Raw genomic sequence first — 19,735 nt, forward strand, 5'->3', positions numbered from 1 at the left:
GGCGTCGGGTTCGATCAGCGATCGCCGGTGAAGCAATCCAGGTTCTGGCTGATCGTCATCGGCAGGCAGGCGATCCGCGAGGTCACCTGCGAGCTCATGGTGGCGGCGCTATTGGTGTCGAACAAGCTCGCCACCTGGGTGCCACCCTCATTCGTCGTCGCAACGGGAGCGTTGGTGAAGGGCTCCAGCGTCAACGGCGCGGCATTGGCGGCGGCAGGGGCGGCGGCGAGGGCCGCCCCTGCGGCCAGTACCACGAAAACACCACGGGCAGTCTTGTTCTGCATTCACATGCTCCTGAATCGGATCAACGGATTCGCGCTCTAGGGCAGACGCCAGTCCACCGGCGCGGCACCCAATGTACCCAGTAATTCATTGGTTCGGGAGAACGGGCGCGATCCGAAGAATCCGCGCGAGGCGGACAACGGTGAGGGATGGGCGGATTCGATGTAGGGCGTGGACCCCAGCATCGGCTTCAGAGTGGAGGCGTCCTTACCCCACAGAATGGCGACGAGTGGCTGATCACGGGCCACGAGCGCGCGAATTGCCTGCTCGGTCACCGCTTCCCAGCCTTTACCGCGATGCGAGGCCGCCTGGCCCGGCTGCACGGTGAGAACTCGGTTCAACATGAGCACACCCTGATCCGACCACGGCGACAGATCACCGTTCGACGGCATCGGCAGTTCGAGATCCTTGGTGAGCTCGGAGAAGATATTGGCGAGGCTGCGCGGCACCGGTTTCACATCCGGTTCCACCGAGAAACTCAGCCCCATGGCATGGCCGGGAGTGGGGTACGGATCCTGGCCGACGATGAGAACCCGGACCTTGTCGAACGGTCGCTGGAAGGCGCGCAGCACATTCTCCCCCTTGGGGAGATAGCCACGGCCCGCGGCGTTTTCGGTACGGAGGAATTCGCCCATCTCGGCAATGCGATCGGCCACCGGTTCCAGGGCCTCGGCCCATCCTGAATCGACGACCTCCGACAGCGGTTTGTTGCCCATGTCGGGAGAACTTATCGTGACGAGTTTCGCGAGGGAAGACCGCCCACCTATGCGAAGGATTCCCAACCGGTAAGTCCGTTTCGGGCGATACCGTCCACGGTCACGCCGGAGCCCTCGGTGACGCGGCCGATACGCACCCAACCTGCGGGAAGATCAACGGCATCAGTGAAAGTCGCGGCGAAGGCATGATCCTCGCCGCCGGTCAGAATCCAGTCGAGGGCGTTCGCGCCGACCGCGTCGGCGATCACCTCCAGCACCGGATCGCGCAGTGCGGCGGAGTCGAGATCGACAGCCACACCGGAGGATTCGGCGATATGACCGACATCGGCGAGCAGGCCGTCCGAGACATCGGTGAGGGCGGTGATCCGCACCGTATCCGGCAGCGTCAGCACCTCCTCGTACGGCGGCTGCGGAACCTTGTGCACGGCAATGACATCCGCGAAACGCGAAGTGTCGACACAGCGGAAGTGCTCCGGCTCGACGCCGCCGTGCAGCAGCGCGAATCCCGCGCCGGACCAACCCAGCAGTCCGGCCACGGCGACGATATCGCCCGGCCGCGCACCGGATTTCAGAATCGGCTCACGTCCGGCCGGATCACCGAACGCGGTCACCGAGATCACCAGCAGCGGTGCGCTCACCACATCGCCGCCCGCGATGGACGCGCCCGCGCGCTCGGCCTCGGCCCACATGCCATCGGCGAGATCGGTGACGAAATCGATCGGGGTCTCGGGCGGGCAACCGAAGGACACCACGAACGCGCTCGGCGTGGCTCCCATCGCCACGACATCGGCCGCGTTCTGCGCGATCGCCTTACGCCCGATGTCATGCCCACTGGACCAGTCCAGCCGGAAATGCCGGTCTTGCACCAGCATGTCCGTTGTCACCACGAACCGCTCATCGGGTGCCGCGACCACGGCCGCATCATCCCCGGGCCCGAGCAGCACCCCCGGCCCCTGCTTGCGCCCCGCGTTGATCCGGGCAATCACCCCGAACTCCCCCACCTCCCGCACCGTCACCGCATCACTGCCGTACCCCGGAAACTTCACGCGGGAGCCACGACGCTGACTGCTGCTGGCGGTGATGACGGTCTCCTCGGCAATGAGTGGGCTGCGGACGCTCGACCTGGAAACGGTACCCTCGGACACGCAATCGACGACCACCAGCCGGGACGCGCTGTGCCCGGCCCGGCACGATCGGGGACCGACAACCGGATGAGCACCGACACCCACGGCAGCGACGCCACCGAACCCGGCACGGTAGATATCGCCAAGCCCGCCGCAGACGCGAGTGACAGCGCTGCCGCCGATACGCGGGCGGCCGCCGAGGAGTCGACGTCCAGCACGACCACCGAGCCTGCGAACTCGGCGGGCAGTGGCGCACAGGCGGCCGATGCGGCCGATGCGGGCGCGGAGAAGTCCACGGACACCGGCGAATCCGATGACGAACCGGCCGAACGCCGCTCACCCGCGCTGATTGCCACCGCCGTCGCGCTGCCGATCGCACTCGTGGCGGGCGTGCTGGTGATGGGTGTGCTCGCCAATCGGCATCCCGCGCGCGAGCCGCTGGTGCTGGGTGCGGTGCAGGCCCCCGCCGCGGCCGGGCCGCTGTGTTCGGCGCTGCTGCCCGCACTGCCCGAGAAACTCGGCGACTACAGCAATTCCGAACTCGTACAGCCCGCGCCGGTGGGCGCGAAGGCGTGGCAGCTGTCCGACGGCGGGGACGCCATCGTGCTGCGCTGCGGCCTGGATCGGCCGCTGGAGTTCAATCGGGCCTCACCGTTGCAGGTCGTGAACGGCGTCAACTGGTTCGATGTGCGCGATCAGACCAGCGGCGCGGCCTCGGGCACCTACTGGGCGGTGGATCGCGGTACGTACATCGCGCTGACCATGCCCGACAATGCGGGACCGACTCCGCTGCAGGAGATTTCGGACGCCGTCAGCAAGGCGATGCCGCAGCAGGCGCTGGATCCGGGACCGCTGCCGAACTGAATCAGCGCCCGAACCGAATCAGAGCTTGGGCAGCCGGGCTTTCCCTGTGGTGAGATCGATCTTCATACCGTCGGTGCCGTCGCCCGGATTCTCGCGGTGCATCAGCACCGACTGCCGCTGTTCGAATTCGTGCTTCTTACCGGATTCGAAGACCGAGCCGAATTGCTCGAACCCGATGGCGGCCGCGCTGCGATTCTCATCCTCGCCGCCGCGCATCCAGGGGAGCCCGGTGCGGCCGGTCACCTTCCGGTAGCCGACCTCCGCGAAGGCAACCACGATTATCAGGATCGCCAAGCCGGGGATGGTCATCGCCATGAGCACGCCATCCAGGGTACTCAGCACCCCGGCGGCTGCCATCGACCTCAGGTCTGATGGCAGCTCCACCGGTTGGGGGAGTCAGCGCAGGCCGGTGCCCCGGGCCAGCGCGGTTTCCACGAGCGTGGTGACCAGCTCACCGCGATCGATGCCGGTGGCCTCCCACATGCGCGGGTACATGGAGATGGCGGTGAAACCGGGCATGGTGTTGATCTCGTTGATGACCGGGCCGTCCGCGGTGACGAAGAAGTCGACGCGCGCGAGTCCCTGGCAGTCCAGGGCCTGGAACGCCCGCACCGCGAGTTCCCGAATCTGTTGCGACACATCGTCGTCCAGCTTGGCGGGGACGTCGAATTCGCAGACGTCGTCGAGGTATTTGGTGTCGAAGTCGTAGAACTCGGGGCCTTCGGGGGTTTCCTCCGGCATCCGGATCTCCGCCACCACACTGGCTTCCACGCGCCCGTCCGGGAATTCCAGTACGCCGCACTCGACTTCGCGGCCGATGATACCGGCCTCGATGATCACCTTCGGATCATGCTGGCGCGCAACGGCGATGGCGGCGTCGAGCTCATCCCAGCCATCGACCTTGGTGATGCCGATGGAGGATCCACCGCGCGCGGGCTTCACGAACACTGGCAGCCCGAGTCGATCGCGATCGGCCTCGGACAGCGTCGCGGTGCCCGCCCGCAGCACCACCTGAACGCCGATCGGAAGCCCTTCCGCCGCAAGGAGTTTCTTGGTGAACTCCTTGTCCATACCGGCGGCGCTGGCCAGTACGCCCGGCCCCACATACGGCACCCCGGCGAGTTCCAGCAGCCCCTGCAGCGTGCCGTCCTCGCCGAATGGCCCGTGCAGCACCGGGAAAACCACATCCACGCTGCCGATCGCCGCGTCCGCGCTGTCCAGCGGAACGAGTCCGCCCGCGCGGCTGGGATCGGCGGCCAGGGTCAGCTCGGTGCCGATCGAATCCACCGACGGCAGTTCCCTGCTCGCGTCCGCGGTGAGCGCGTGCGAGTCCGCGGCATTGAGCACCCAGGTGCCGTCCCGGGTGATGCCGATCGGAACCGCCTCGTACCGTTCGGGATCGAGGCTGCCCAAGACCGTACGGGCCGACACACACGAGACGCCATGCTCGTTGCTGCGCCCGCCGAACACCACCGCCACCCGGATCCTGTTGGTCATGCCCGGAACCATATCCGGCGGTGATGGCAGTGCGGTTACGCGGTCGCCCCAGGTCGCGTCGCAATCGCGCCACGCCGCACCGGAATCACTCGGACTTGAGCCGCCGCCCCAGCAGCTGTCCGACCGCATCGGCGGTGGGCAGCCCCTCGTGGCAGACCTGATGCATGGCATTGGTCAGCGGCATCTCGACCCCGTGCGCGGCGGCCAGCGCCCGCACCGATGTGCAGGACTTCACACCCTCGGCGACCTGGCCATGAGTGGCCTGCTGTGCGGCCTCCATGGTGCCGCCCGCGCCCAGCACATGACCGAAGGAACGGTTGCGTGAGAGCGGTGAGGTGCAGGTGGCGACCAGATCGCCGACCCCGGCGAGTCCGGCCAGGGTCACCGGTTCCGCGCCGACCGCGACACCGAGCCGGATGATCTCCGCGAGCCCGCGCGTGATGAGGCTGGCAATCGAGTTGTCGCCCAACCCCATTCCGGAGGCGATACCGCAGGCCAGCGCGATCACGTTCTTGCACGCGCCGCCGATCTCGCAGCCGATCACATCGTGATTGGTGTACGGCCGGAAGTATCCGGTGGCGCTGGCGTGCTGCACCGCTTCGGCCCGCGCGGTATCGGTGCAGGCGACCACGGTGGCGGCGGGCTGCCGATCGGCGATCTCGCGCGCCAGATTCGGCCCGGACAGCACCGCGACCCGGCTCGGATCCGCACCGCTGACTTCGGCGATGACCTGACTCATGCGCAGCAGGGTGCCGGTCTCGATGCCCTTGGCCAGACTCAGCAGCGTGGCGTCCCCGGGAATGGCGGGCTGCCATTCGGCGAGATTGGCGCGCAGCGATTGCGACGGCACGGCGAGCACCACGATGTCCGCTCCGGCCAACGCGATCCGATGATCATCGGTGGCGGCGATCGGCGGCAGCGTCACCTCGGGCAGATACCAGGGATTGCGATGTTCGGTGCCGAGCACTTTGGCCACCTCCGGCCGTCGCGCCCACATCGTGACGTCGGTTCCCGCCTCCGCCAACACCTTCGCGAACGCGGTCCCCCACGACCCCGCCCCCAACACCGCTGCCCTAGCCATCTGCCCAATATAAGCGCGCCCGAAATCCACCGCGCCGAGCATCGCAAACCGGGTACTCCGGGCGCGGGGAAGCCAGAGCGGGTACTACGGGTTATCGAGGTGGGTGTGGGCGGGCGCTCACACGGTCGTCACTTTGGAGTGGGAGGATTCGGGCATGCGGTCGACCGTGCACGCCGTGATCGCGGTGAAGAATCTCGAGCTGGCCAAGAGCCGGCTCGCGGATCGGCTGCTGCCGCGCGACCGGCCCAGATTGGTGCTGGCGATGCTGACCGACACCGTGACCGCGGCGGTCGCCACGGCGAGCGTCGCGTCGGTGACGGTGGTGACGCCGGATCCGGTGGTGAGTGAATTGGTGCGCGGGCTCGGTGCGCGCGTACAGCCCGAACCGGCGATTCCGGGTGGGCTCAATGCCGCGCTGGCGGCCGGGGCGGCGGCGATCAGGAGTGCGCACGGTCCGGTCGATCTGCTTGCGCTGCAGGCTGATCTGCCCGCGTTGCGGTCGCGCGAACTCGCCGACATGGTGAGTGCGGCGAAACATCGACGCTCGGTGGTTGCTGATCATGACGGCAGCGGCACCGTGGCACTGCTCGTCCGGGATCCGGGCACCGCCCTGGATCCGCTTTTCGGCCCCGATTCGGCCCGCAGGCATATCGCGGCGGGCGCGGTGGAATTGCTCGGTGACTGGCCCGGATTACGGCAGGACGTGGACACGGCGGCGGATCTGGATCGCGCCGCCGCGCTCGGCGTCGGAGCGGCCACAGACACGCTGCTCAGTGAAATCGGCGTGTCGCAGGCGTGTCGGGGAGTCGAACAAGTACAGCGAACAGGTTCCTCACTGTGCTGACCGGGCGTGATCTGCGCTGCAATGGACGGTGTCAGAACGGCACCCCGCACACGACATAAGGAATGATCGTGAGAGTGAGCGATACGGATACCGTCAAGCAACCGCCGCTACTACCCGCGGCCCCGCCCGCGGCAACCCCACCGCCCACTGCCACGGCAGCGGCACGTTTGCCACAGGATCGGTACCTGAACCGAGAACTCAGCTGGCTCGATTTCAACGCGCGCGTTCTCGCGCTCGCCGAGGACACCTCGCAGCCATTGTTGGAGCGGGCGAAATTCCTCGCGATTTTCGCGTCCAATCTCGACGAGTTCTATATGGTGCGCGTCGCCGGGCTCAAACGCCGCGCCGAAACGGGTTTGTCGGTGCGGTCCGCCGATGGGCTGTCCCCCACCGAACAGCTGGAGATGATCGCGGCCCGCACCCAGGATCTGGCGCACCGCCATGCCCGGGTGTTCCTCGATCAGGTGCTGCCCGCCCTCACCGCGGAGAACATCGCCATCACCCGCTGGGCCGATCTCGACGACGGCGAAAGGCAGCGGCTGTCCGGGTATTTCCAGGATCAGGTCTTCCCGGTGCTGACCCCGCTGGCCGTCGATCCGGCGCACCCGTTCCCGTACATCAGCGGATTGAGCCTGAATCTCGCTGTCACGGTGAAGGATTCGGTCACCGGCGGTGAGCACTTCGCGCGCGTCAAGGTGCCCGACAATGTGGACCGCTTCGTGCGCGTGCGCCGTTCGCCGCGCGAATCCGGTGCGGCACAAGGCACCGGACTGGCGCCCTTCCTGCCGATGGAAGAGCTGATCGCCGCACACCTGGATCAGCTTTTCCCGGGAATGGAAGTGGTGGAACACCATTCGTTCCGCATCACCCGCAACGCCGACCTCGAGGTCGAGGAGGACCGCGACGAGGATCTGCTGCAGGCCCTGGAGCGCGAACTCGCGCGCCGCCGCTTCGGATCGCCGGTGCGCCTCGAGGTCTCGGACGATATGACCGAGCACATGCTCGATCTGCTGCTGCGCGAACTCGATGTCGATCCCGGCGATGTCATCCAGGTGCCCGGCCTGCTCGACCTGTCCTGCCTGTGGCAGGTGTACGGCGTGGACCGCCCCAATCTCAAGGACGCCCCGTACGTGCCCGCCACCCCGCCCGCCTTCGGCGAACGGGAAACGCCCCGAAACGTTTTCGCGGCGCTGCGCGAGGGCGACGTACTGGTGCACCACCCGTACGACTCCTTCTCCACCAGCGTGCAGCGCTTCATCGAACAGGCCGCGGCCGATCCGCAGGTGCTGGCGATCAAGCAGACGCTGTACCGCACCTCGGGTGACTCCCCGATCGTGAACGCGCTCATCGACGCCGCCGAGGCCGGTAAGCAGGTCGTGGCACTGGTCGAGATCAAGGCCCGCTTCGATGAGCAGGCCAACATCAAATGGGCTCGCGCACTGGAACAGGCGGGCGTGCACGTGGTCTACGGCCTGGTCGGTCTCAAGACGCACTGCAAGACCTGCCTGGTGGTGCGCCGCGAGGGCGCGACCATCCGCCGCTACTGCCATATCGGCACCGGTAATTACAATCCCAAGACCGCGCGCCTGTACGAGGACGTCGGCTTGCTCACTGCCGCACCGGAAATCGGCGCGGACCTGACGGATCTGTTCAACTCGCTGACCGGATACTCCCGAAAGTCGAGTTACCGCAACCTGCTCGTCGCGCCCATCGGTGTGCGGCAAGGGATTATCGAGCGCATCGAGCGCGAGGTGGAACTGGCCGCCGAGGGCGCTCCGGCGCGAATCCGCTTGAAGGCCAACGCCCTGGTCGATGAGCAGATCATCGACGCGCTGTACCGCGCGTCGCAGGCGGGTGTGCCCGTACAGGTCGTGGTGCGCGGTATCTGCGGGCTGCGCCCGGGCGTGCCCGGGATGAGCGAGAACATCGAGGTGCGCTCGATTCTCGGCCGCTACCTGGAGCATTCGCGCATCCTGCACTTCGCCGCCCAGGATCAGTACTGGATCGGCAGCGCCGATATGATGCATCGCAATCTGGACCGGCGCGTGGAAGTGCTGGCGCAGGTGAAGGATCCGAAGCTGGCACAGCAGTTGGGCGAGGTCTTCGACTCCGCGCTCTACCCGACCACCCGCTGCTGGGTGCTGCGGCCCGACGGCAGCTGGGTCGCCCAGCCCGATCCCGATGTCGCCGGTGAAGAGATTCGCGACCATCAGGACTACCTCATGCGACTGCGGCGTCCGGATCGCCCGTGACACCACCGGACTACTCCCCCGCCGCCGATTTCCCGGATCCCCGGGTGAAAGCCAACATTCCGGCCGCGGGGGCCGTGCTGTGGCGTTACGCGCCCGATGGGGCCATCGAGATCGCCCTCGTCCATCGACCCAAGTACGACGACTGGTCACTGCCCAAGGGCAAGGTGGACCCGGGTGAGAGCCTGGTGATGACGACGGTGCGAGAAGTGGCCGAGGAGACCGGGATCCACTCCCGGCTCGGCCGCTATCTCGGCCACGTCACCTACCCGGTGACCGGACATCGCAAGCTCAAGCGCGTGGACTACTGGGCCGCACAGATTCTCGACGGCGATTTCGAATCGAACGCGGAAGTCGATGTGCTCCAGTGGCATCGGATCGACGGGCTGATGGACGCGCTGTCCTATCCCATGGATCGCCACATCGTGCGCAATTTCCTTCGGCTGCCGCCGGATACGGCCACCATGCTGCTGGTGCGCCACGCCAAGGCGGGCCGCCGGGACCGGTTCGCCGGTGCGGACGAGGACCGTCCGCTCGAAAAGGCCGGGCGCGCACAGGCTCGCGAGCTGGTGCCGAATCTGCTGGCGTTCGGCCCCACCGAAATCCATTCCGCCCCACCGGTGCGCTGTGTCCAAACCGTGACCCCGATCGCCGAAAAGCTGGGCCTGGACATCGAACTGGAGCCGCAACTGTCCGAAACCGGTTACGCCGCCGCCCCGGACACCGCGCGCAAGCGCATTCGAGATCTGGCGGCCGAGCGGGAGATTCCGGTGATCTGCAGTCAGGGCAAGGTGATTCCGGATCTGCTGGAGTGGTGGGCGGCCAAGGACGGCGTCACGCTGCCGCCCGCCCGTAATCGCAAGGGCAGCGTCTGGGTGCTCTCGGTACAGCAGGGCCGCCTGGTCGCCGCCGATCATCTCGATCGCGCATTGAACCCGACCGACATTCGGCGCTAGGGCATTTCGAGCCGCCGGGATATTTCGCACTACAGTTTTGCGGCAATTACCCGGCGGCCGAACCATTTCCGGCCTCTGACGGGCCGAATGCCTCCGAACAACTACCCCCGAACGTGCGAAACGGCCCGGCGATGCCGGGCCGTCTCACATGTTGTGCGGTGCCGAAAACCCGTCAGCGACGGGCTGTTCGAGCGATCAGCGGCGAGCGGTGCGCTTCGCCGCGGTCTTCTTGGCCGGAGCCTTCTTGGCCGGTGCCTTCTTGGCGGCGGTGGCCTTCTTGGCGGCGGTGGCCTTGACGGCGGTCTTCTTGGCCGGCGCCTTCTTGGCGGTGGCCTTGGTGACCGTCTTCTTGGCAGCAGCCTTGGTCGCCGTCTTCTTGGCGGTGGCCTTCTTGGCCGGAGCCTTGGTCGCGGCCTTCTTCGCCGTGGTCTTGGCCGGTGCCTTGGTGGCGGCCTTCTTGGCGGTCTTCTTGGCAGCGGCCTTCTTCGCACCGGCCGGCTTGCCCGACACCGGAGCAGCCACACCACGTTTCACGGCCGGGCCGCTCGCGGTGATCTTCTGCTTGCCGGCGATGATCGCCTTGAACTGAGCGCCGGGACGGAAGGCAGGCACCGAAGTCGGCTTCACCTTGACGGTTTCGCCGGTGCGCGGGTTACGAGCAACGCGCGCTGCACGCTTACGCTGTTCGAACACACCGAATCCCGTGATGGTGACGCTCTGACCTTTGTTCACAGCACGCACGATCGTATCTACCATCTGCTCGACTGCAGCAGTAGCGGTGCGCCTGTCAGTACCCAACTTCTCGGTCAGAACATCGATCAGTTCCGCCTTGTTCATTGAATCCTCCGCAGACTAATGGCCCGTCGTCGGACCGACTAGGTACCACGGTAAACCTTCTTTGAGCAAGAGTCTATCTGCCACACCCATTTTGATGAGAGATGGCACACGACCAGCTACCTCGTTTGGGGGCGTTCAGCTAACGCCCCCCAATGATTACGTCTGCGAAATACGCGCCGGAATGGTGGTGGGTTTCCATGTCGGCCTTGCGTTTTCGAACTGACCGATCTGGTCGCTGTGCCGGAGAGTGAGGCCGATGTCGTCCAAACCTTCCAGCAGGCGCCACCGCGTGTAGTCGTCAATATCGAACGGCAACACGACCGTTCCGGCCGTCACGGTGCGCGCCTCGAGGTCCGTCGCCAATTCCAAACCGGGCTGTTCCTCGAGCAGTTTCCAGAGCAATTCCACATCGCTCTGCGCCATCCGAGCCGTCAGAAGCCCGTCCTTACCGGCGTTTCCGCGGAAGATGTCCGCGAAGCGGGACGAGATCACCACGCGGAACCCGTAGTCTTTCAGCGCCCAAACCGCGTGCTCGCGTGAGGAACCGGTACCGAAATCCGGACCGGCGACCAGCACACTGCCGCGGTTGTAGGGCTCGGCGTTCAGAATGAAGTTCGGATCCGTTCGCCATGCCGCGAAGAGTCCGTCCTCGAAACCCGTTCGGGTAACGCGCTTCAGGTAGACGGCGGGGATGATCTGGTCGGTGTCGACGTTGGATCGGCGGAACGGAACGCCGATCCCCTTGTGGACCTTGAAGGCTTCCATCGTGTTTCTCCTGATGTCTGTGAGGGCAGCGGATTACGGGCCGGTAAAGCCGAAATCAGTTGAGATCCGCCGGTGAGGACAGGGTTCCGCGCACCGCGGTGGCGGCCGCGACCAGCGGCGACACCAGATGCGTGCGACCGCCCTTGCCCTGTCGCCCTTCGAAGTTCCGGTTCGAGGTGGAGGCACAGCGCTGACCGGGCGAAAGCTGATCGGGGTTCATTCCCAGGCACATCGAGCAGCCCGCCTGCCGCCATTCCGCGCCGGCCGCGGTGAAAATCTCGCCCAGCCCTTCGGATTCGGCCTGCGCGCGCACCCGCATGGAACCGGGAACGATCAACATGCGCACGCTCTCGGCGATCTTGCGGCCCTTCAAAACATCGGCCACCGCACGCAAATCCTCGATACGGCCATTCGTGCACGAGCCGACGAAAACGGTATCCACGGTCAACTCGCGCAACGGGGTGCCCGGCGTCAGGTCCATGTACTGCAACGCCTTTTCGGCGGCCTGACGCTCGTTCTCGTCCACGATCTGCTCCGGGTCCGGCACCGATTCCCCCAGCGGCAGGCCCTGTCCCGGGTTGGTGCCCCAGGTGACGAACGGGGTCAGCGCGCTCGCGTCGATATGCACCTCGGCATCGAAAACCGCGCCCTCATCGGTCTTCAGCGCGTCCCAGGCGGCGACGGCGGCATCCCAATCCGCGCCCTCGGGCGCGTGCGGACGGCCCTTGAGGAACTCGTAGGTGATCTCGTCCGGGGCCACCATGCCCGCGCGCGCACCGGCCTCGATGGACATGTTGCACATGGTCATCCGGGCTTCCATGGACATCGAGCGCACGGCCTCACCGCGGTACTCGAGCACATAGCCCTGGCCGCCGCCGGTGCCGATCTGCGCGATGACCGCCAGAATCACATCCTTGGAAGTCACCCCGTCGGGCAGCGTGCCGTCGATATTGATGGCCATGGTCCGGAACGGGCGCAGCGACAAAGTCTGCGTTGCCAGAACATGTTCCACCTCGCTGGTGCCGATACCCATTGCGAGCGCGCCGAAAGCACCGTGCGTGGAGGTGTGCGAATCACCGCAGACGACGGTGGTGCCCGGCTGGGTCAGACCCAGCTGCGGACCGACAACGTGCACGATGCCCTGATCGAGATCGCCCATGGGGTGCAGGCGAACACCGAATTCCTCGCAGTTCTTGCGCAGGGTGTCGACCTGCAGCCGCGAGATGGGATCGGCGATCGGCTTGTCGATATCGATGGTCGGGACGTTGTGGTCCTCGGTGGCGATGGTGAGATCGGGGCGGCGCACCGGGCGACCGGCCGCGCGCAGGCCGTCGAACGCCTGCGGGCTGGTGACCTCGTGCACCAGGTGCAGATCGATGTAGATCAGGTCGGGTTCGCGATGCGCGCCTTCACCTTCGCCTTGGACGACGACGTGCTGGTCCCAGACCTTCTCCGCCAGAGTGCGTGGCCGCTCGGCCATATCTCCATCACCTCTCGATAGACATTCCCGTGCCGGGGCTGTCGACGCGGGGAGCGCCCGACCACCCGGGCCGAATGGCTCCGGGGCCTGGGCGACGCGGTTTGCGTTTCCCAGTATGCGAGACGCTAATATCGTTCTATGAGACAGCATAGCGGTATCGGTGTTCTGGACAAAGCCATGGCGGTCCTGCACGCCGTAGCCGAGCAACCCTGCGGCCTCAATGAGTTGTGCACCCGCACCGGCCTGCCCCGCGCCACCGCGCATCGCCTGGCCGTGGGCCTGGAGACACATCGCATGCTGGCCCGCGACAGCCAGGGCCTGTGGCGCCCGGGGCCCGCGCTCTCGGAGCTGGCTACCACCGCGAGCGATCCGCTGCTGGACGCCGCCGCCACCATCCTGCCGCGCCTGCGCGAGATCACCGGCGAGAGCGTGCAGCTGTATCGGCGGGACGGCAACGCGCGCGTCTGCGTGGCCTCGATGGAGCCCGCGTCCGGGCTGCGCGACACCGTCCCGGTCGGGGCGCGCATGCCGATGACCGCCGGCTCGGCCGCGAAAGTCCTGCTGGCCTGGGCTGATCCGGATCTGCAGCGCACCGTGCTGCCCGAGGCGGTCTTCGGTGAGCGCGCGCTGGCCGAGGTGCGGCGGCGCGGCTGGGCGCAGAGCGCGGCCGAGCGCGCGGCGGGCGTCGCCAGCGTTTCCGCGCCGGTGCGCGATGCGACCGGTGTGGTGATCGCGGCCGTTTCGGTCTCCGGGCCGATCGATCGGATGGGCCGCCGCCCGGGTGCGCGCTGGGCCGCCGATCTCGTGGCGGCGGCGGACGCGTTGCACAAACGCCTCTGACGGGCCCGCACAGCCGTTTTCACGCCCCCGCCGGGAATCCGGTGGGGGCGTCGGCGTTTTCGGGCCGCAGCGGGACGATCAGCGCATCCGGTACCGAACGGTCCGGTGTGACCCGCCTCATACGCCGTAAATTACAGTCGGCCGATGGGAGTTAATCAACGCGCTCAGATCACGATGTCCGACCCGGAGATCGCGGAATTCCTGCGGCGCAGCCGAATCGCCAACCTCGCCACGCTCGGTCCCGCGGGCACCCCGCACCTGACCGCCATGTGGTACGGCCTGATCAACGGCGAAATCTGGTTCGAGACCAAGGCGAAATCGCAGAAGGCGGTGAATCTGCGCCGCGATCCGCGGGTGACCGTGCTGCTCGAGGCCGGGGACACCTACGACCAGTTGCGCGGGGTGTCCATCGAGGGCCGCGCCGAGATCATCGATGACGCCGACGCACTGTTCCAGGTGGGAATCAGTGTGTGGGAGCGGTACACCGGGCCGTACAGCGAAGAGATGAAGCCGTTCGTGGAGCAGATGCTGAACAAGCGCATCGCGATTCGCATCGTGCCCGAGCGAGTGCGCAGCTGGGATCACCGGAAACTGGGACTTCCCGCAATGCCGTTGGGTGGCAGCACCCTCACCGATCAGGATTGAGCAGGGCGTATGTGAAAAGCGAAGGCCCCCAGCCGATTGGCTGGGGGCCTTTACTTTGTAGTCCCGACGGGATTTGAACCCGCGCTACCGCCTTGAGAGGGCGGCGTCCTAGGCCGCTAGACGACGGGACCAGGAGTGCTGTCGATTTCTCGGTGGCCGGACCACCGAATCTCCAGCATTTCGAAAGCTTCGAAAAGCTCTCGGAGCTGGGGTACCAGGACTCGAACCTAGAATGGCTGAACCAGAATCAGCTGTGTTGCCAATTACACCATACCCCATTGACCTGGGCTTTCAGGTTGCTCCCAGTGGGAACTCCCTGACCGCTTCCGGCCGAGAAGAAGATTAGCAGCACCTGCCGGGTTATATACAAATCGGCTGGTCAGAGGCCGGTTTTCGAACTGTTCGAGCGTTGTTCACCGGCACTCTGCCAACCCTGCTCCCGCTTAGCCCGCGTTCGCGGCGCGCAACCGGCGCAGCGACTCCTCACGGCCCAGCAGTTCCATCGACTCGTACAGCGGCGGGCTGATGTGCGATCCGGTCAGCGCGACGCGCACGGGGGTGAACGCCTTACGCGGTTTGAGACCCAACTCGTCGACGAGCGCGGTCTTGAGCGCTTCCCCGAGTGCGTCCGCATTCCATTCCGAAACACCGTCCACTGCCGCGATAGCCGCCTGTAATACCGGAACGGCATCGGCGCCGAGATTCTTTTCCCGTGCGGCCGGATCGATCACGAAATCTTCGGCGGGGACGAACAAGAACTCCAGCAGACCCCACGCATCACCCAGAACCACGATGCGGGTCTGCACCAAATCTGCGGCCGCAAGGAAGAGCTTCTCGTCGATCTCCGCGCCGATATGACCGTGTTCGGTCAGATACTCGCGGAGCCGGTGAGCGAAATCACCCGGCTCCAGCAACCGAATATGTTCGGCGTTCAGAGCGTCGGCCTTCTTCTGATCGAAACGGGCCGGATTCGAATTTACTTTCGATATATCGAACGCGGCGACCATGTCGGCCATGGAGAAGACGTCATGATCATCGGCGATGCTCCAGCCGAGCAGCGCCAGATAATTCAGCAAACCCTCGGGAATGAAGCCGCGGTCGCGGTGATGGAAGAGATTCGACTCCGGATCCCGCTTGGACAGCTTCTTGTTGCCCTGGCCCATGACGAACGGCAGATGCCCGAACTCCGGAGTGCGCTCGGCGACGCCGATCCGAATCATGGACTCATAGAGCGCCAGCTGCCGGGGCGTGGAAGACAAAAGATCCTCGCCGCGCAAAACATGGGTGATCTTCATAAGCGCGTCGTCGACGGGATTGACCAGCGTATAGAGCGGATCGCCATTACCGCGGGTGAGCGCGAAGTCCGGCACCACACCGGCGCGGAAGGTGGTCTCACCGCGCACCAGATCGTTCCAGGACAGATCGTGGTCGGGCATCCGCAGCCGGATCACCGCGGGACGGCCCTCGGCCCGGTACGCCGCGATCTGCTCATCGGTGAGGTCGCGGTCGAAGTTGTCGTAACCCAGTTTGGGGTCGCGGCCGACGGCCTTGTGCCGGGCCTCGACTTCCTCAGGGGTGGAGAAGGATTCGTAGGCCTCCCCCGCCTCCACCAGCCGCCGCACCACATCGAGATGAAGGTCACGGCGCTGGGACTGCCGGTACGGCTCGTACGGACCGCCGACCTCCGGACCCTCGTCCCAGGTGAGGCCGAGCCAGCGCAGCGCGTCCAGGATGGCCCGGTAGGAGTCCTCGGAATCCCGTGCGGCGTCGGTGTCTTCGATGCGGAAGACGAATTTGCCACCGGTGTGGCGGGCGTAGGCCCAGTTGAACAGCGCGGTGCGGACCAGGCCGACATGCGGTGTGCCGGTGGGAGACGGGCAGAATCGGACCCGAACGTCAGTCATGTCTCTCTCTCGATCAGCGTTTGGCGGCAACGGGATTGGTGAGGGTGCCGATGCCTTCGACGGTCACCGACACGCTCTGACCGGCCTGCAGGGGGCCGACACCGGCGGGAGTGCCGGTCAGGATGACATCGCCGGGCAGCAGCGTCATCACGGTGGTGATCCACTCGATCATCTTCGGAATATCGTGCAGCAGAAGTGAAGTGCGACTGCGTTGCTTCACCTCGCCGTCGAGCTCGGTGCTGATCTCCAGATCCGAAGGGTCCAGCGAGGTCTCGATCCACGGGCCGAGCGGGCAGAAGGTGTCATAACCCTTGGCGCGGGTCCACTGACCGTCGTGCTTCTGCTGATCGCGCGCGGTGACGTCATTGGCGATGGTGTAGCCCAGAATCACCTGATACGCCTGGGCGGCGGGCACATCCTTGCAGGGGCGGCCGATGACGATGGCCAGTTCGCCCTCGTAATCCACCTGAGAGGAGCTGGGCGGCAACACAATCGGCACGTTCGGGCCGATGATGGAGGTGTTCGGCTTCATGAAGATGACCGGGTCGGCCGGTGCGGGACCGCCCATTTCGGCCGCGTGGTCGGCGTAGTTCTTACCGATGCAGATCACCTTGCTGGCCAGAATCGGCGCCAGCAGGCGGACATCGGCGAGCGGCCAGCTGCGGCCGGTGGACGTCGGGTTGCCGAACGGATGTTCGGCGATCTCACGGGCCACGGCGCTCGGGCCGTCTCCTTCGATGCTTACGAAAGCGACCCCATCTGGGCTGGCAACTCGACCTAGGCGCATGTTTCGCATCCTATCGACCGGCTTCCACCTGCCCTAATGCACCCGACCGGCGAGAGCGGGGGCGATCGGGGCGGGTGGCCGGGGTTCGGGCGCACGACCCGCTGAGAGGCTGCGGCATGCCAGCCCGCATCGGGTCACCGGAAATGTGGAAAGCCCTTGCACGCAAGACAACTCGATGCCCCGGCACGGTTCCCCGGACCGCCTCGAGGGGTGTGAGCAAATAGACAGCATGCCACTGAAATAGCCAAATGCCCCAGGTGTATCGTAAGGTCCGATGTTCACAGAGTAAGACATCAGTTCCACATAGTGAGATAGAGGTGCGGACATGACCACCGTGACACAGATCGGATCGGCCCGACGGTGGAGCATGCTGGCCCTCGGCGTCTTCGCACAGAGCGCCAGCGCGGTGTTCGTGAACGGCACCCCGTTCCTGCTGCCCGCCCTGACCGATCGCGGATTGTCGCTGGCCACGGCCGGTCTGCTGGTCGCCATGCCGGTCATCGGACTGGTCTGCACACTGATCGCGTGGGGCTATGTGGTGGACCGGATCGGTGAGCACAAGGTGCTGGTGGCCGGTCCCGCGCTGATGTTCGTCGCGGGCGTCGCCGCGGCGACCGTCACCAACTACATCGCGCTGGGCGCACTGCTGTTCATCGGCGGCGTCGGCGCGGCGAGCACCAACGGCGCCAGCGGGCGCGTCATCGTGGGCTGGTTCCCGCCGGATAAACGCGGACTGGCCATGGGAATTCGGCAAACTGCACAACCGCTGGGCGTCGGCATCGGGGCGCTGAGCATTCCGGCCATCGCTGCGGCACATGGCTTCTCGACCGCCATCCTGGTGCCCGCGCTGATGGCCGGCGCGGCCGCGATCGCCTGCCTGGTCGGCATCGTCGATCCGCCGCGCCCCCAATCCACCGGTGACACAGGGCGTCCCGTCAATCCCTATCGGGGCGATTCCACCCTGTGGCGCATTCACGCGGTATCGGTGCTGCTGTGTGTCCCGCAGGGCACGCTGTGGACCTTCGCACTGCTGTGGCTGCACCGCGATGTCGGCTGGTCACTGGCGGCGGCGGGGGTGCTGGTCACGATCACCCAAATCCTGGGCGCGGGAGGGCGAATCGGCGCGGGCGTCTGGTCCGACCGGGTCGCGAGCCGGTTGGGCCCGCTGCGCACGGTCGCCATCGCGGCGGCAATCTCCATGGCCGCGTTGGCCTTCGCGGCCTGGGCGCAGTGGTGGTGGGCGGCGATTCCGATTCTGGTCGCGGCCTCGGTCATCACCGTCACCGATAACGGACTGGCCTTCACCGCGGTGGCCGAGATCGCGGGACCGTACTGGTCCGGGCGGGGGCTGGGTATTCAGAACACCGGTCAGAATCTGGCCGTGGCGGCGGTCGCACCCGGGTTCGGCGCGTTGATCACGGCGGCCGGATTCCCGATCGTCTACGCGCTGGCGGCGGTGGTCGCGGCGGTCGCAGTCCCGTTGGTGCCCAGGGCTTCCCGTTGATCTTTCAACCTCGGACGCGCTGACCGCTGATCTCCCGCAAATCCGGAAGGGCTGCCCCCGTTACGTTTTCGCATCCGAATGCATGAATGCGATATGTCTCACTGCCCCACCAGGTTTCAATTCCGGACACCCGAATTGCCGCGAAACGGAGCTTACTCGCCGGTAAACACCTGTGCGACTCAGGGATTCGGAACTCGAACGGCCCCGCCCCGGGAATCCGGGAGCGGGGCCGTTCGGCGTTTCGGAGTCGAATCGAGCCGCGGCGTCCGATCAGACGGCGGCGGCGATCCGATCGCCGACCTCGACGGTGGAGGCCGGACCGGTGCGGACCGACAGATCCTTGGCGACGGCGGCCTCGATGCGCGCGGCCTCCTCGGTCTTGCCGAGATGGTTGAGCAGCAACGACACCGAGAGAATCGCGGCGGTCGGATCGGCCTTGGACTGGCCCGCGATATCGGGCGCGGAGCCGTGCACGGGCTCGAACATGGACGGGTTGGTGCCGGAGGCGTCGATATTGCCCGACGCCGCCAGGCCGATACCACCGGAGACCGCGGCCGCGAGATCGGTGATGATGTCGCCGAACAGGTTGTCGGTGACGATCACGTCGAAGCGGCCCGGATCGGTGACCATATGAATGGTCGCGGCATCGATGTGCTGGTAGGCGGTTTCGATATCCGGGTACTCCGCGCCGACCTCGGCGACGGTCCGGGTCCACAGCGAACCGGCGTACGCGAGCACATTGTTCTTGTGCACCAGGGTCAGATGCTTGCGGCGCGCCCGCGCGGCCTCGAAGGCGTAGCGCACCACGCGCTCGACACCGAAACGGGTGTTGGTGGAGACCTCGGTCGCGACCTCGTGCGGGGTGTTCACCCGGATCGCGCCGCCGGTACCGGTGTACGGACCCTCGGTGCCCTCGCGGACCACGACGAAATCGATCTCCGGATTACCGCTCAACGGGCTGGTGACACCCGGGTACAGCTTGGACGGGCGCAGGTTCACGTGGTGATCGAGCTCGAACCGGGTGCGCAGCAGCAGTCCGCGCTCGAGCAGTCCGCTCTGCACGGACGGATCGCCGATCGCGCCGAGCAGGATCGCGTCGTGCTGCTTCAGCTCCGGAATCACATTGTCGGGCAGGATCTCCCCGGTCGCATGGAACCGCTTCGCGCCCAGATCGTATTCGGTCTTCTCGACACCGGGCACCACCACATCGAGCACCTTGAGTGCCTCGGCGATGACCTCGGGACCGATTCCGTCGCCCGGGATGACAGCGAGTTTCATGTAAACAATGCTCCGTTCGGATATATGCGCCCGTGAACAGTCGCCACGATAGCGGGTGCCTTGCGCACCCCTGTCACCAGGG

The 19,735-nt window shown here is 66.2% G+C and carries 19 protein-coding genes and 2 tRNA genes; 7 read left to right on the forward strand and 14 right to left on the reverse strand.

Annotated features, from left to right (window positions below; translation table 11 throughout):
* Window positions 1-14 precede the first annotated feature (14 nt).
* From ACFC4D_RS43480 to ACFC4D_RS43490, 3 genes are read right to left on the reverse strand one after another with little or no spacing between them, the layout of a single operon-like run.
* The gene (locus ACFC4D_RS43480) at window positions 15-284 is read right to left on the reverse strand and encodes a hypothetical protein (RefSeq protein ID WP_376072385.1); all 270 of its coding nucleotides are present in this window, start codon (window positions 282-284) and stop codon (window positions 15-17) included.
* A gap of 36 nt (window positions 285-320) precedes the next feature.
* The gene (locus ACFC4D_RS43485) at window positions 321-998 is read right to left on the reverse strand and encodes a uracil-DNA glycosylase (protein ID WP_364630404.1); all 678 of its coding nucleotides are present in this window, start codon (window positions 996-998) and stop codon (window positions 321-323) included.
* 47 nt (window positions 999-1,045) lie between these two features.
* Entirely contained in the window at window positions 1,046-2,008 is a 963-nt protein-coding gene (locus ACFC4D_RS43490; protein ID WP_376072539.1) for a thiamine-phosphate kinase, read from the reverse strand.
* 201 nt (window positions 2,009-2,209) lie between these two features.
* Here ACFC4D_RS43490 and ACFC4D_RS43495 point away from each other — a divergent pair, with 201 nt between their 5' ends.
* Window positions 2,210-2,986, forward strand: coding sequence for a DUF3515 domain-containing protein (locus ACFC4D_RS43495; protein ID WP_376072388.1), 777 nt, complete (start codon window positions 2,210-2,212; stop codon window positions 2,984-2,986).
* 18 nt (window positions 2,987-3,004) lie between these two features.
* On the opposite strand, the gene ACFC4D_RS43500 is transcribed toward ACFC4D_RS43495, so the two are convergent.
* The 3 genes from ACFC4D_RS43500 to ACFC4D_RS43510 form a co-directional block, all read right to left on the reverse strand.
* Window positions 3,005-3,343: a DUF6191 domain-containing protein gene (locus ACFC4D_RS43500; protein ID WP_376072391.1), complete on the reverse strand. Its 339-nt coding sequence runs from the start codon at window positions 3,341-3,343 to the stop codon at window positions 3,005-3,007.
* A gap of 39 nt (window positions 3,344-3,382) precedes the next feature.
* Window positions 3,383-4,483, reverse strand: a complete 1,101-nt coding sequence (locus ACFC4D_RS43505) for a D-alanine--D-alanine ligase family protein (RefSeq protein ID WP_375954806.1) — start codon at window positions 4,481-4,483, stop codon at window positions 3,383-3,385.
* Between the two features lie 85 nt (window positions 4,484-4,568).
* The gene (locus ACFC4D_RS43510) at window positions 4,569-5,564 is read right to left on the reverse strand and encodes an NAD(P)H-dependent glycerol-3-phosphate dehydrogenase (RefSeq protein WP_376072394.1); all 996 of its coding nucleotides are present in this window, start codon (window positions 5,562-5,564) and stop codon (window positions 4,569-4,571) included.
* Between the two features lie 154 nt (window positions 5,565-5,718).
* Between ACFC4D_RS43510 and cofC the strand changes: the two genes are divergently transcribed.
* The 3 genes from cofC to ACFC4D_RS43525 all read left to right on the forward strand — a co-directional run bounded on the left by cofC (window position 5,719) and on the right by ACFC4D_RS43525 (window position 9,613).
* The gene (gene cofC / locus ACFC4D_RS43515; protein WP_375954808.1) at window positions 5,719-6,408 is read left to right on the forward strand and encodes a 2-phospho-L-lactate guanylyltransferase; all 690 of its coding nucleotides are present in this window, start codon (window positions 5,719-5,721) and stop codon (window positions 6,406-6,408) included.
* A gap of 62 nt (window positions 6,409-6,470) precedes the next feature.
* Window positions 6,471-8,660, forward strand: coding sequence for an RNA degradosome polyphosphate kinase (locus ACFC4D_RS43520; RefSeq protein ID WP_364630383.1), 2,190 nt, complete (start codon window positions 6,471-6,473; stop codon window positions 8,658-8,660).
* Window positions 8,657-9,613: an NUDIX domain-containing protein gene (locus ACFC4D_RS43525; RefSeq protein WP_375954810.1), complete on the forward strand. Its 957-nt coding sequence runs from the start codon at window positions 8,657-8,659 to the stop codon at window positions 9,611-9,613. The genes ACFC4D_RS43520 and ACFC4D_RS43525 overlap by 4 nt, the downstream gene beginning before the upstream one ends.
* Before the next feature lie 195 nt (window positions 9,614-9,808).
* Here the strand turns inward: ACFC4D_RS43525 and ACFC4D_RS43530 are convergent, their stop codons facing one another.
* The 3 genes from ACFC4D_RS43530 to leuC all read right to left on the reverse strand — a co-directional run bounded on the left by ACFC4D_RS43530 (window position 9,809) and on the right by leuC (window position 12,695).
* Window positions 9,809-10,450 carry an HU family DNA-binding protein gene (locus ACFC4D_RS43530; RefSeq protein WP_364630377.1) on the reverse strand — a complete coding sequence of 214 codons (642 nt, stop codon included), beginning with the start codon at window positions 10,448-10,450 and terminating at the stop codon, window positions 9,809-9,811.
* A 156-nt stretch (window positions 10,451-10,606) separates the two neighbouring features.
* The gene (leuD, locus tag ACFC4D_RS43535) at window positions 10,607-11,215 is read right to left on the reverse strand and encodes a 3-isopropylmalate dehydratase small subunit (protein WP_153807886.1); all 609 of its coding nucleotides are present in this window, start codon (window positions 11,213-11,215) and stop codon (window positions 10,607-10,609) included.
* A 55-nt stretch (window positions 11,216-11,270) separates the two neighbouring features.
* Entirely contained in the window at window positions 11,271-12,695 is a 1,425-nt protein-coding gene (gene leuC, locus ACFC4D_RS43540) for a 3-isopropylmalate dehydratase large subunit (protein WP_375954813.1), read from the reverse strand.
* 138 nt (window positions 12,696-12,833) lie between these two features.
* Between leuC and ACFC4D_RS43545 the strand changes: the two genes are divergently transcribed.
* Together ACFC4D_RS43545 and ACFC4D_RS43550 are read left to right on the forward strand one after the other, a co-directional pair.
* Window positions 12,834-13,535 carry an IclR family transcriptional regulator gene (locus ACFC4D_RS43545; protein ID WP_364630371.1) on the forward strand — a complete coding sequence of 234 codons (702 nt, stop codon included), beginning with the start codon at window positions 12,834-12,836 and terminating at the stop codon, window positions 13,533-13,535.
* 144 nt (window positions 13,536-13,679) lie between these two features.
* Window positions 13,680-14,180 (forward strand): PPOX class F420-dependent oxidoreductase, encoded by a 501-nt coding sequence (locus ACFC4D_RS43550; RefSeq protein WP_375954816.1) that lies wholly within the window; start codon window positions 13,680-13,682, stop codon window positions 14,178-14,180.
* 58 nt (window positions 14,181-14,238) lie between these two features.
* Here the strand turns inward: ACFC4D_RS43550 and ACFC4D_RS43555 are convergent.
* From ACFC4D_RS43555 to ACFC4D_RS43570, 4 genes are all read right to left on the reverse strand, one after another.
* Window positions 14,239-14,311, reverse strand: a tRNA-Glu gene (locus ACFC4D_RS43555).
* A 75-nt stretch (window positions 14,312-14,386) separates the two neighbouring features.
* Window positions 14,387-14,458: transfer RNA gene (locus ACFC4D_RS43560), tRNA-Gln, on the reverse strand.
* Window positions 14,459-14,623: 165 nt separating this feature from the next.
* A complete protein-coding gene (gene gltX / locus ACFC4D_RS43565; RefSeq protein WP_376072397.1) occupies window positions 14,624-16,084 on the reverse strand; it encodes a glutamate--tRNA ligase in 1,461 nt (486 codons plus the stop codon).
* 13 nt (window positions 16,085-16,097) lie between these two features.
* Entirely contained in the window at window positions 16,098-16,871 is a 774-nt protein-coding gene (locus tag ACFC4D_RS43570; protein ID WP_376072399.1) for a fumarylacetoacetate hydrolase family protein, read from the reverse strand.
* A 325-nt stretch (window positions 16,872-17,196) separates the two neighbouring features.
* Between ACFC4D_RS43570 and ACFC4D_RS43575 the strand changes: the two genes are divergently transcribed.
* Window positions 17,197-18,375: an MFS transporter gene (locus ACFC4D_RS43575; RefSeq protein WP_376072401.1), complete on the forward strand. Its 1,179-nt coding sequence runs from the start codon at window positions 17,197-17,199 to the stop codon at window positions 18,373-18,375.
* A gap of 270 nt (window positions 18,376-18,645) precedes the next feature.
* On the opposite strand, the gene ACFC4D_RS43580 is transcribed toward ACFC4D_RS43575, so the two are convergent.
* A complete protein-coding gene (locus tag ACFC4D_RS43580; protein WP_375954823.1) occupies window positions 18,646-19,653 on the reverse strand; it encodes a 3-isopropylmalate dehydrogenase in 1,008 nt (335 codons plus the stop codon).
* Window positions 19,654-19,735: the final 82 nt, after the last annotated feature.

The sequence above is a fragment of the Nocardia sp. NPDC056000 genome (assembly GCF_042269265.1).
In the GTDB taxonomy this organism is placed as follows: domain Bacteria; phylum Actinomycetota; class Actinomycetes; order Mycobacteriales; family Mycobacteriaceae; genus Nocardia.